We start from the raw sequence: 13,540 nt of genomic DNA on the forward strand, positions 1-13,540 counted from the left end.
TACGCTTACTAGCGTAAATTATTTTTTAGGTAAGACTAAAGAAAACTTATAATAAATTTAATGCTAACATTGCAAATAAAGAATAACCGATTTGTATCCTTAATGAAAATTGTGTGAATAACTTGCTTTAATTAACGGTAATATTCAATTCATGCTGATATGGTGCTGATAGAAATAAACCTTTATAATACGTTGTCATTATCATAATGTAATCACTACAAGATTATGCAAATTTGCTATACTGTAACGCATATATACTTGGATTAATGTTTTTTATATTAGAGTATCATATCAATTTACAGCTTAAACATTCATTATTAGGTTGGTAAATAAATAACTTAAAATGATTTAAGTATATAGTTAGCAACAAAGTATGAGGTTTATTTTTATGTTTTCTTGGTGGACAAAAATTTATTTTTCACTAATTCAAATTCCTGTTAAGCTTTTTGTTAAAAGTAAACCAATTCCTACCGATCCCATTACTGAACTGGACCTCGATATCCATCGTCCAATTTTGTATGTGCTTCCTTATAACTCTCAAATTGATTTAATGGTAGTTAGATCGCTTTGTCTAAAATATCATTTACCAGATCCTTTATTAGGAATTGATATTAATGATAAAACTGTACCTGCTTATATTTATATCGATAAAGGGCCAGGAATTTTTGCTTCAAGTAAACAAAAAAATAAATCTATCGAAATTTTAAGGGAATACATTTCAGCGCATCAACAAAATGATGAACTTGATGTTCAAATGTTGCCTGTATCTGTCATGTTTGGTCGTAAACCAGATAAAGAAGGCAAAAAAATGCCTTCACTGCAAGTGTTAGGTGCTACCTATAAACTTTATAAAATCTTAATTTCTGGTCGTGACTGCTATACTCGATTTTCTCGAACCGTATCTTTTAAAGATATTAAAGTGGATGATAAACAAGATATTTCTGTTTTAGCTCATAAACTTGCACGTGTAGCACGTATTCACTTTGCTAAACAAAGAGCGGCTTCTGTTGGTCCTAAATTGCCTGTTAGACAGGAAATGCTTAATAAATTATTAACTAACCCAGCTCTTGCTGAGGCAATACAAGAAGAAGCTAAAAGTAAACATATTGGGCTGGATAAAGCCAAGAAAAATGCTTTATCACTTCTAAATGAAATCGCGGCTAATTTTTCTTACCGCATGCTAAGAGTGACTGACTTTGTTCTTACTTGGGCTTGGAACAGACTTTATCAAGGTTTAAAAGTAACAAACGCTGATCCAGTTCGAGAGCTTGCTGAAAATGGACACGAAATCGTTTATGCACCATGTCATCGAAGTCATATGGACTATTTGTTATTGTCTTATGTACTTTATCGGCAAGGATTAGTTCCACCACATATTGCAGCTGGTATCAATTTAAATTTCTGGCCAGCAGGCCCTATCTTTAGGCGCTTAGGGGCATTTTTTATCCGCCGTTCATTTAAAGGTAACAAACTCTATACCGCCGTATTTAGAGAGTATTTAGCAGAGTTATTTATCCGCGGTTATGCCGTCGAATATTTCATTGAAGGTGGGCGCTCACGCACAGGAAGACTACTCGACCCTAAAACCGGAATGTTGTTGATGACAATCCAAACTTTATTACGGGGTGATACACGCCCAATCACAATTGTCCCGGTCTATATTGGTTATGAACATGTTTTAGAAGTTGCCACTTATGCTAACGAGCTGCGTGGCGCTAAAAAAGAAAAAGAAAGCTTGTGGAGCACAATTAAAGCCTTCTTAAAATTAAAAAAACTAGGCTTTGGCTACGTTAACTTTGGTAGCCCAATACCTTTAAATCAATTTTTAAATCAGCATATACCTGAATGGCGAGATGCTATTGATCCTACAGGAACACAGCGCCCTAATTGGTTAACACCAACAACTAATTTGCTTGCGAAACAAATTATGGAGCACATCAATTCTTCGGCTGCGATTAATGCTATGAATTTATGTTGTTCAATATTATTAGCCGCTGACCAATGCACATTAACAAAAGTAAAATTATTAGAGCATTTAGATTATCTTTTAAAATTATTGAAAAACATTCCTTACTCTGATTTGATTACCATTCCCGATCAAACTGCCGAAGAGATGTTTGAACATGCCAAAGAAATGGGTAAATTTGTCATTACTACTGATGAAGTTGGTGAAATGGTGGGGTTAACTACCGAACAAGCAGTATTGATGACCTATTATCGCAATAATATTCAGCATTTACTGATTATACCGGCAATTGTGGCTAGAATTTTACTTAAACATAATCGCATTTCAATTGATGAAGTACTTATGCAGGTTAAATTGCTCTTCCCTTTAATAAAATCAGAGCTATTTTTATATCATAATGAAGATCAATTAACTGAATACGTTAATAAAATTATTGCAACTTATGCTGATTTGAATCTAATAAGTTATTCACCTGATAAATTAACATTGAACTACTTAAAAATGTCAGGATTACAGTTGTTAGCGTCATCATCAAGAGATACATTACAACGCTATGTCATTGTATTTTCATTGTTGCAAAAAGATCCGACAATTAGTCGTGCAACCTTAGAAAAAGAAGGACGTTTAATTGCAGAACGGCTTTCAATATTACATGGTATAAATGCCCCTGAATTTTTTGATAAAGGTGTTTTTTCAACACTAGTTGCTTCGCTTCGGGAACAAGGTTATTTAGATGATAAAGGTGATGCAAATTTACCGAAAATCGAAACCATGAATAATATACTTAAACCATTAATTACTAACCGTGTAATGCAAACAATTGATGAAATCAATCCTTAAAAATTAAATTATCTTGGGCTTACTTGATTATTTTGGGTAAGCCGAATAAACTTCAATCATTAAATAAAGTATCTTTTTTTATGCTTTATCACTGTTTTCTAAATAATTTTATTCTTTATAATCTTCATTAACAAATTTAATAAATAGCACCATTGTTTTTTTGACATATGTCAAACTTTTGTGAAAGTATACCTTTATTTCCATTCAATTAAATATTATCATTACAATTAGTAAGGATGTTTATAACATCGAAAAAATTAGATAATAAAATGTAATGTCAGCTTTTTAAGGAGTTCATATGCTATTTAACCGTAGACAGTTCTTTAAGATCTGTGCTGGTGGCATGGCAGGAACAACTGTCGCTACTTTAGGATTAATGCCGAATGTAGCGCTTGCACAAACTCGCCAATATAAATTGTTAAAATCAAAAGAAACGCGAAATAATTGTACTTACTGTTCTGTTGGATGTGGAATGCTCCTTTATAGCCGAGGAGATGGCGCTAAGAATGCCGAATCGTCTATTTTTCATATCGAAGGCGATCCTGACCATCCTGTTAGTCGTGGTTCACTTTGTCCGAAAGGTGCTGGCGTACTCGACTATATTAAAAGCGAACAACGAGTTAAATACCCTGAGTATCGTGCGCCAGGTTCTGACAAATGGCAACGAATCAGCTGGGATGAAGCAATTGACCGCATAGCTCGCTTAATGAAAGCTGACCGTGATAAAAATTTTCAAGAAAAAAATGAGCAAGGAACGACGGTTAACCGCTGGACAACTACTGGCTGGCTAGTGACTTCAGCTGCGAGTAATGAAACGGGTTGGTTAGCATTTAAAGTTGCCCGTTCTTTAGGAATGCTAAGCCTTGAAACTCAAGCTAGAGTTTGCCATGGGCCCTCAGTATCTAGTTTAGGTGCGACCTTTGGTCGAGGCGCCATGACCAATAACTGGAACGATATTAAAAATGCTAATGTGGTTATTGTTATGGGCGGTAACGCAGCTGAAGCCCATCCAGTTGGTTTTAAATGGGCAATTGAAGCCAAAATTACTAACGGTGCAGAACTCATAGCGATTGATCCACGCTTTCATCGAACCGCTTCGGTAGCTGACCATTATGTACCTATTCGTGCAGGTTCAGATATCGCTTTTCTACTTGGTATCATTAATTACCTTATCACTAATAAAGAAGTCAACTTTGAATATCTTATAACACACTCTAATGCTAGCTTAATTGTGCGTGACGATTTCAACTTTGATAATAATAGTGGATTGTTTAGTGGTTACGATGCAGAAAACCGTCAATACGATCAAACCAGTTGGGCATATAAAAAAGATGAAAATGGTTTTGCATTAAGAGATAAAACATTAAGTCATCCGCGCTGTGTTTGGAATTTACTAAAACAACATGTTAGTCGCTATACGCCAGAAATTGTAAATAAAATAACGGGTAGTCCTGTAGATGGCTTTTTACATGTTTGTCGTTCACTCGCCAGTACTAAAACCAATGATCGTGCGGCAACTTTCCTATATGCATTAGGTTGGACTCAACATACTTATGGTACACAAATCATCCGCACTGCAGCAATGATTCAACTGATTCTTGGTAATATTGGTGTCATGGGTGGTGGTATAAATGCTTTGCGTGGTCACTCAAATATTCAAGGATTAACTGATGTAGGTTTACTGTCTAATCGATTACCTGCTTATCTTGATCTACCAAAAGATTCTCAAACATCGCTTGAACAATACTTAGCAGAAAAAACACCAAAACCTCTTGGTCCAAATGAGGTTAATTTTTGGGGTAATTACCCTAAATTCTTTATTAGTTTTATGAAAGCAATGTATGGTGATAAGGCAACTGGGGATAATAATTGGGGATTTGATTGGTTACCAAAATGGGATAAAACCTATGATATTTTACGTTTTAGTAAAATGATGCGTGACGGGCAAGCTAATGGTTTTATTTGCCAAGGGTTTAACCCACTGGCAGCCTTACCTGATAAAAATAGTATTCGTGAGGGATTATCCAAACTCAAATTCTTGGTAAATATCGATCCATTGCCAACTGAAACAGCCGAGTTTTGGAAAAATCATGGTGAATCAAATGATGTCGATCCAAGCAAAATACAAACAGAAGTCTTTAGACTTCCAGCCAACTGTTTTGCTGAGGAAAATGGGACAATTGTTAACTCATCACGTTTATTACAATGGCATTGGGCAGCTGCTAGACCACCTTATGAATCACTTTACGATCCAGAGATTATTGCGCGAATCTATTTAAGAATTAAAGAGCTTTATGAAGAAGAAGGCGGCGCTTATCACGAACCAATTAATAATTTAACTTGGGATTATCAAGATCCTGAAGGTCCGGCAGCCGAAGAGTTAGCAAAAGAGTGTAATGGTCGAGCATTGGCTGACATAACGGACACTAATGGCAACATCATCCTTAAAAAAGGCCAACTATTAAGTGGTTTTTCTCAATTAAAAGCCGACGGAACGACCTCATCTGGAATTTGGATATTTTGTGGTTCTTGGACTGAACAAGGTAACCAAATGGCTCGCCGAGATCCTAGTGATCCATCAGGTAAGGGTATTCATGCTGGCTGGGCTTGGGCTTGGCCGATGAATCGACGTGTACTCTATAATCGTGCTTCTACTGATGAAAATGGAAAACCATGGGATCCAAATCGGATGTTAATCAAATGGAACGGAACAAGTTGGGTCGGCAATGACGTACCAGATTTTACTGCCACATTATCACCAGATTCTGGAGCGGGAGCCTTCATCATGAACAATGATGGATTAGGTGGGCTGTTCTGTTTGAATCGTTTAGTTGATGGACCATTTCCTGAACATTATGAACCATTTGAAACACCAATTTCAAATAACCCAATGCACCCTAAACAAATAAATAGTCCAGTAGCTCGAGCATTTAAAGAAGATTTAGCTCGCTTAGGTAAAGCAGATAAATTTCCTTATGTTGGTACAACATACAGTATTACTGAGCACTTCCACTTTTGGACGCAGCATGCAAGATTAGCTTCAATAACACAACCAGAACAATTTATTGAGCTCAGTGAAAATCTTGCGAATAAAAAAGGCATAAAATTGGGCGATACAGTAAAAGTAACTTCATATCGAGGTTATATCAAAGCCAAAGCAGTTGTGACAAAACGTTTACCTACTTTGACAGTTGATGGTAAAGAGATCGAAACCATAGGAATTCCAATTGTTTGGGGATTCACAGGTCAAACTAAAAAAGGCTTTTTGGTTAATGAATTAACACCGCATTTAGGTGATGCTAATTCACAAACCCCAGAATACAAGTCCTTCTTAGTCAACATCGAAAAAGTTACCACAGCGGCATAAGAAGGAGGATAGATTATGTCATTACAAACTCAAGATATTATTCGCCGCTCAGCAACTAATGCCCTAACACCTGCACCTAGGGCAAGAGATTATCAGCAGGAAGTAGCTAAATTAATTGACGTGACCACCTGTATCGGTTGTAAAGCTTGTCAGGTAGCTTGTAGCGAATGGAATGATCTGCGAGCAGAAGTAGGAAATACCGTCGGCGTTTATGATAATCCAGCTGACTTAGAACCAAAAGCATGGACCGTAATGCGTTATTCAGAAGTTGAAATCAATGGCAAATTCGAATGGCTTATACGTAAAGATGGTTGTATGCATTGTGCAGATCCTGGTTGCTTAAAAGCGTGCCCATCTGAAGGAGCAATCATTCAATATGCTAATGGGATTGTCGATTTCCAATCAGAACACTGTATTGGATGTGGTTATTGCGTCGCAGGATGTCCATTTAATATTCCACGTGTTAGCAAAGAAGATAACCACTCTTATAAATGCACATTATGTGTTGATCGAGTTGCTGTTGGTCAAGAACCTGCTTGCGTAAAAACCTGCCCTACTGGAGCAATTCATTTTGGCACCAAACAAGATATGATTCGCCATGCCGAACACCGAATTGTTGATTTAAAAAAACGTGGATTTGAAAACGCAGGACTCTACAATCCAGAAGGTGTCGGCGGTACTCATGTTATGTATGTACTACATCATGCTGATCAACCTGAACTTTACCATGGATTACCTAAAGATCCTCAAATTAGCGAAATCGTTAAATTCTGGAAAGGCGCATGGAAACCACTATCAGCTGCTGCTTTTGTTGCAACTTTTGGCGGATTACTCTTCCACTACATGGGGGTAGGTGCAGTTGAAGTCGATGAAGAAGATATTGAACACGAAAAAGAAGCGGACAAACAAGCAAGAAAACGTTTAGGACTACCTATTTTAGGTCGAAAAAATAGTCCTAATTCAACACAATCGGAGGCTCGTCATGAATAAGAAAGGAATGATATTAAGAACACCACTTATTGTACGCTTCTGTCATTGGTGTATGGTCTGTTTGTTTATATTAACCGCGTTATCAGGTTTATCTTTATTTTTTCCATCAATCAAGTTATTTGGATTATTTCTTGGCACACCACAATTGGTGAGAGCTTTACACCCTATAATTGGTTGTGTGGTATTCATTTTATTAATGTTCATGTTTATCAAATTAGCTCATCACAATATTCCAAATAAAAATGACCTTTTATGGATTAAAAACTTTAAAAACGTGATTATGGGAAAAGAAGAAGGTATCCCAATTGGTAAATATAATGTTGGCCAAAAGTTTTTATTCTGGTGCATTATGAGCTTAATCTTTGTGCTATTCGTTACGGGCTTGATAATGTGGCGCCGATATGTATCTGATTATTTTCCTATTCAAATAGTCCGAATCGCAATATTTTTCCACTCTTTTGCTGCTATTTGTCTTATTTTACTGGCTATTGGTCATGCTTATATGGCAATTTGGGTTAAAGGGTCTATAAAAGGAATGATAACTGGATATGTATCACGAGCGTGGGCATTTAAAAACCACTCCTCATGGTACGAAGAAGAAATGAAAAAAGTCTATCAGCAAGAACTTAAAGATAATCAAAAGAACGATATTGAGCCATCATCTCAAACAGAACAAAAACCTGCTTTATAAGAATAATTAATCTCCGCTGATATAAATCAGCGGAATTCTTAGCCTATTAGATTAATGATGGAAAAAATAACAAAATTGGTAATCAAGAATGAGTATAAAAATCATCCCACGAGAGCAGCTTGAACAACAAAACACCGTAATTAGACAGATTCCCTTACTCTTTTATCCATCACCGAAAACACTTTATATTCATCGCGCTGAGCGTTTAAAAACGCTAGCACGAAACAATTCTTTAAGCGATTATTTAAATTTCTGCGCTAAGATTGTCGAGCAACAGGCTATTTTAATCAAAAAACCTATTGATATCTCTCCATCACTTAATAATGATTTTCCGCCATTAAGTTTGGAAAACTTACCATTAAATGATATTTGGCAAGATTATTTATTAACATTATTAAATTCATTTTCAAATACAACCTATCAAATTCAATCTGTTATTGAACAATTAAAACAAAACGATTCTAATCAACTTCAAGAGAAAGCACTCAACTTACTCAATGGTAAATTTAATTTGGTTGACGGTAATGAATCCATATTTATTTGGTCAGCTTTATCAGTCTATTATTGCCAACTAGCTAGTCAAATTAAAGGCAAAGCCGTCGCTGAAAATACCAATGAAAGCTGGCTATGCCCAGTGTGTAATAGTATGCCAGCTGCGAGTATTATTCAGCTTGGTGCAAATAATGGATTAAGATACCTTCATTGTAGCTTATGTGAAAGCGAATGGTATGTACCACGAGTGAAATGTACTTGTTGTGATAATATGCAAGATATTCAATACTTCTCTTTGGATAAAGAATTAGCTGCAATAAAAACCGAGTGTTGTGATGCTTGCCATAGCTATTTGAAAATCTTAGACCAAGATAAAGATCCTCATATCGAAATCATTGCTGATGATGTTGCCTCATTAATATTAGATATCAAGACTGAAGAAGAAGGATTTGCAAAAAGTGGGTTAAATCCTTTTGTCTTTGCGCAATAAGAAATTACAAAAGTTAAAAATATTACTTAACATTTTGTAATATTAAGATTAGAATCATATCACTGTACTAGTTTACGAGTTCTTTATGATGAAACGCGCTATAATTTTAATATTGATGTTAGTAATTACGCCATTTTTCTGTTTGGCTAATGCGATAAAAAATGTTGCGATAACAGCAATTGTTGAACACCCTTCATTAGACCAAATCCGTGATGGAGTAAAAGATGAGTTAACAGCAAATGGATTTAAGTTAAACGATAATTTAAATGTCCAATATCGAAGTGCCCAAGGTAGTAGTGCAACAGCCGCACAAATTGCCAGACAGTTCGTTGCAGCTAAACCAGACGTCATCGTTGCAATTGCAACACCAAGTGCTCAAGCAACAGTTGCCGCAACTAAACAAATACCCGTTGTTTTTGCAGGAATTACTGATCCAATTGCAGCAAAATTAATTAAAGATTGGAATCCCTCTCATAACAATGTCACTGGCGTTTCAGACTATCAAGAAATAGGCCCTCAAATTGAATTTATGAAAAAAGTTGTGCCTAATGTAAAATCTGTTGGTTATATTTATAGTCCTAGCGAAATTAATTCCACTGTAGTGTTAAAAAATCTTCAAAATGAACTTAGCCAACAAAATATTTCATTGGTGGCGGTGCCTGCCCAACGTACAGCGGATATTTCAACAGCAGCCAATACATTGAAAGGAAAAGTTGATCTGATCTACACCACAACAGATAACAACGTTGTTTCAGCTTATGAATCATTAGTTAAATTTGCCAATGAAAATAAAATCCCACTGTTAGCATCGTTTCCTGATGCCATTGAGCGAGGAGCTGTTGCTGCTTATGGAATGAGCTATTACGATGTAGGTCGTCAATCAGGTAAGCTGGTGGTAAGAGTTTTAAATGGAGAAGATCCTGGCAATATTAAACCCGAAATCGGACAAACATTACGCCTTGTCGTCAATACTGATGCAGCCAAAAAACAAGGAATCTCTTTACCTCCCGACATTATCGAGTCTGCCTATAAAGTTATTGGTCAAAAATAAAATCATATATCTAAATAAAATCAATTCTTTGTCCATTTTAATGGGCAAAGAATGTTCAAAAACCCCGTTCCTCACCTCAAAATTTTTTAAAGTATTATTGATAAGTCTATTCTATTCATAATTCCTTGCAATAAGGTGTATTAAAATATTTACACATATACTTTTTATTACATCTAGAAAATTATCTGTTTTTGCTTTATAGTAAACGTATAATTAGGTTGGTTGTAAAATAAATATTACAGGAGCACCACATGCGAAATTTAATCATCAAGCTTTTTATGTTACTTAGTTTGTCTGTAGTAACATTTTTTTCATTAGCAGATAATCAATCTGAGCAAAAATATGTCGCGATAACAGCAATTGTAGAACATCCTGCATTAGATAATGTTCGCAAAGGTGTTGAAGATGAATTAAAAGATAATGGCTATATTGTTGGTCAAAATTTAAAATTACAGTTTGCTAGTGCTCAAGGTAGTAGCGCTAATGCTGCCCAAATAGCAAAACAATTTGTTGCTAATAAGCCCAATGTTATCGTTGGTATTGCAACACCTAGCACCCAAGCTCTAGTGGCGACAACCAAAACGATTCCTATCGTATTCACTGCTGTCACTGATCCCGTTGCTGCTAAATTAACACCTAGTTGGGAAGCTTCTAAAACCAATGTAACTGGTGTATCAGATGCATTATCTTTAGAATCACAAATCGATATGATGTTAAAAATTAAACCTGATGCAAAAAATATTGGTTATGTTTATAGCCCAAGTGAAGTAAATTCCACAATTGTGCTTAAAGAATTACAAGTTGCACTTGGAAAACGCGGCATGAAAATTATTGCTGCACCAGCACAACGAACATCTGATATTTCAACCGCCGCAATAAGTTTAAAAGGAAAAGTTGATCTGATCTACACAACAACCGATAATAACGTCGTTTCAGCTTATGAAGCATTAGCGAAGGTTGCCAATGAAAACAAAATTCCTCTTCTTGCATCAGATCCTGATTCAGCTGAACGAGGTGCAATTGCTGCTTTGGGAATGAGTTATTATGACCTTGGTCGCCAAGCAGGTAAAATTGTTATTCGAATTCTTAATGGTGAAAAACCAGGTGATATTCCACCACAAGTTGGTAACATCACACAATTAACTATTAATAAAAAGGCTGCTGAACGCCAAGGTGTCACTCTATCTGAAGAGGTTTTAAAATCAGCAGCAAAAATTGTTGAAAAATAATTTATTAAACCGTTTTAATAACTAAACCGCCTACTTTGGCGGTTACTTTTTTAGTGGATATTTTCATGTCATTTGAATTTTTATTAGGCTCAGTTGGAATAGGACTTATTTACGCATTAGTTAGCTTAGGCGTGTTTATATCGTTTCGACTACTTGACTTCCCCGATCTAACCGCTGATGCGAGTTTTCCTCTTGGCGGGGCAGTATGTGGTTTGTGTATGTATGTCGGTATTGATCCATGGATTGCAACTTTTCTAGGTATGTTTGCAGGTTGTATTGCCGGTGCAATGACTGGACTGTTATATGTTAAACTTAACATATTACAATTACTATCAAGTATTATCGTGATGATAGGCCTTTATTCAATTAATCTAAGAATTTTAGGATTAGGACCTTATCTCATGGATGAAACACCAAGAATGGCTGGTTCGCCTAATCTATCTTTACTCGATGCAAAAACTATTTTCTCTCCATTTATCAATGAAGATTATAGTAATCAATATTTAGTGCAACCACTTATGGTTTTAGCTTTTGTTGTTGTATTTTGGTTGCTACTTAACCTATTTTTAAATACCCAAATCGGATTGGCTTTAAGAGCGACTGGTACTAACCAACGAATGGCTAAATCCCAAGGAATTCCAACAGGTGGTATCACTATTTTAGGTATGGCAATTTCAAACGGATTAATCGCACTTGGTGGTTCATTATTTGTTCAAACTCAAGGCGGTGCTGACATTACTATTGGGGTGGGGACTATTGTTATCGGCCTTGCATCAATCATTATAGGTGAAAGTATTTTCCCAACAAAACGCATTTGGGCGGTTATGATTGCTGTTATTTTCGGCGCTATCTTATACCGTTTATTTATTGCCTTTGCACTTAGCAATGAATTTTTACAAGAGATCGGTGTCGGTACAGAAGATTTAAATCTTATCACGGCAATATTGGTTGTTTTAGCTTTAGTCTTACCAAAACAACTGAAAAAATACTCAAAAAGAAGAGGGAAGTAAGCATGATCAATGTTGGGCAATTGCAATTGACGTTTAATCAAGGAACACCAATTGAAAATCATGTATTACGAGGTTTAAATCTCAATATCAGTGAAGGTGAGTTTGTTACTATAATCGGTAGTAATGGCGCAGGAAAGAGTTCTTTACTTAATGTGATTAGTGGTGATTTGATTGCTGATTCGGGACATGTGATTATTAATAATAAAGATGTGACTCGTTGGCCTGCTTGGAAAAGAGCCGGTATGGTTGCACGAGTATTCCAAGATCCTATGGTAGGGACATGTGAAAATCTTACTATCGAAGAAAACTTAGCGATTGCTTATAACCGAGGTAATAGTTTCACTTTACTACCAGCATTAAATCGCAAGCTGAGGGCCTTATTTAAAGAAAAACTAGCAACACTCAATTTAGGCCTTGAGAATCGCTTATCAGATATGATGGGATTATTATCAGGAGGACAAAGACAAGCAGTAAGTCTATTAATGTCGACATTACAACCATCTAAGATTTTATTACTTGATGAACACACTGCTGCACTTGATCCCAAAACAGCACAATTCGTTTTGGATCTCACTAATGAAATTGTTTTAAAAAATAAGTTAACCACAATGATGGTTACCCATTCAATGAAACAAGCTTTAGAATACGGCACAAGAACAGTCATGCTTCATCAAGGGCAAGTGGTGCTTGATGTTTCAGGGGAAAAGCGAGATAAATTAACCGTCAATGATTTATTAGAGATGTTCGAAAAAACTCGCGGTGAAAAAGTAACAGATGATGCCCTACTTTTAGGCTAATAATAAAAATTTAAAGCAATATTTATTTAATGAATATTGCTTTTTTCAATCTATTGTTCATTTATTCAATCTCCATTAACACAAAATCTAACACGCTTTTATCACTCACTATTAATGGTTATTGATTTTGTGAGCATTCTCATCTCAAAATCCATATTTTATCTACTAAATTAACTTTCGTTTCATTTAAGCGTTATTCATCCAATCATGAATTCATTAAACCCTTTAATTTTTAATTTAATAATTTTGTTAATTTAGATGTATTTAGTATTTTAGAAAAGATTACCTTTTCCCCAAATTATCTTGTTACTAAAGATAATATGAAAGAAATTATGATGTTTTTAAGTTATAGGTAAGTAGCATTTAACGCATTAATTATTTAAAGGAAGTGTTTTGTTCTATTCTTTGATTTTCGTTGATTATTAAGCTGCTAAAAATATCAGAGAGATATAGGAATTTATTTGCTCAATAGTATTAAAAATACTGATCCCTAAATGCAAAAAAGCCCAGCATTGCTGCTGGGCTTTCGCTCTAAATTAAAAGTCTGGCGGCACCCTACTCTCACATGGGTAATACCCACACTACCATCGGCACTACGGCGTTTCACTTCTGAGTTC

9 protein-coding genes are annotated in these 13,540 nt (G+C 35.6%); all 9 read left to right on the forward strand.

Going from position 1 to position 13,540, the window contains the following annotated elements; translation table 11 throughout:
- Positions 1-373 precede the first annotated feature (373 nt).
- The 9 genes from plsB to J3U23_RS10300 all read left to right on the forward strand — a co-directional run bounded on the left by plsB (position 374) and on the right by J3U23_RS10300 (position 12,923).
- A complete protein-coding gene (plsB, locus tag J3U23_RS10260) occupies positions 374-2,806 on the forward strand; it encodes a glycerol-3-phosphate 1-O-acyltransferase PlsB (protein WP_267339187.1) in 2,433 nt (810 codons plus the stop codon).
- Between the two features lie 298 nt (positions 2,807-3,104).
- Positions 3,105-6,173 carry a formate dehydrogenase-N subunit alpha gene (gene fdnG, locus J3U23_RS10265; RefSeq protein ID WP_267339188.1) on the forward strand — a complete coding sequence of 1,023 codons (3,069 nt, stop codon included), beginning with the start codon at positions 3,105-3,107 and terminating at the stop codon, positions 6,171-6,173.
- A gap of 15 nt (positions 6,174-6,188) precedes the next feature.
- Complete coding sequence (gene fdxH / locus J3U23_RS10270) at positions 6,189-7,163, forward strand: formate dehydrogenase subunit beta (RefSeq protein WP_081299423.1); 975 nt, start codon at positions 6,189-6,191, stop codon at positions 7,161-7,163.
- Positions 7,156-7,854: a formate dehydrogenase subunit gamma gene (locus tag J3U23_RS10275; protein WP_065561760.1), complete on the forward strand. Its 699-nt coding sequence runs from the start codon at positions 7,156-7,158 to the stop codon at positions 7,852-7,854. The genes fdxH and J3U23_RS10275 overlap by 8 nt, the downstream gene beginning before the upstream one ends.
- A gap of 88 nt (positions 7,855-7,942) precedes the next feature.
- Positions 7,943-8,836, forward strand: a complete 894-nt coding sequence (gene fdhE / locus J3U23_RS10280) for a formate dehydrogenase accessory protein FdhE (protein ID WP_267339189.1) — start codon at positions 7,943-7,945, stop codon at positions 8,834-8,836.
- A gap of 85 nt (positions 8,837-8,921) precedes the next feature.
- On the forward strand, positions 8,922-9,887 hold the full coding sequence (locus J3U23_RS10285; RefSeq protein ID WP_267339190.1) for an ABC transporter substrate-binding protein: 966 nt from the start codon (positions 8,922-8,924) through the stop codon (positions 9,885-9,887).
- A 251-nt stretch (positions 9,888-10,138) separates the two neighbouring features.
- Positions 10,139-11,116, forward strand: coding sequence for an ABC transporter substrate-binding protein (locus tag J3U23_RS10290; RefSeq protein ID WP_267339191.1), 978 nt, complete (start codon positions 10,139-10,141; stop codon positions 11,114-11,116).
- A 65-nt stretch (positions 11,117-11,181) separates the two neighbouring features.
- Positions 11,182-12,126: an ABC transporter permease gene (locus J3U23_RS10295; RefSeq protein ID WP_065561756.1), complete on the forward strand. Its 945-nt coding sequence runs from the start codon at positions 11,182-11,184 to the stop codon at positions 12,124-12,126.
- Between the two features lie 2 nt (positions 12,127-12,128).
- Positions 12,129-12,923, forward strand: a complete 795-nt coding sequence (locus J3U23_RS10300) for an ABC transporter ATP-binding protein (protein WP_065561755.1) — start codon at positions 12,129-12,131, stop codon at positions 12,921-12,923.
- Positions 12,924-13,540: the final 617 nt, after the last annotated feature.

The organism is Gilliamella sp. B3367, from assembly GCF_026536825.1.
Classification (GTDB): Bacteria; Pseudomonadota; Gammaproteobacteria; order Enterobacterales; family Orbaceae; genus Gilliamella; species Gilliamella apicola_E.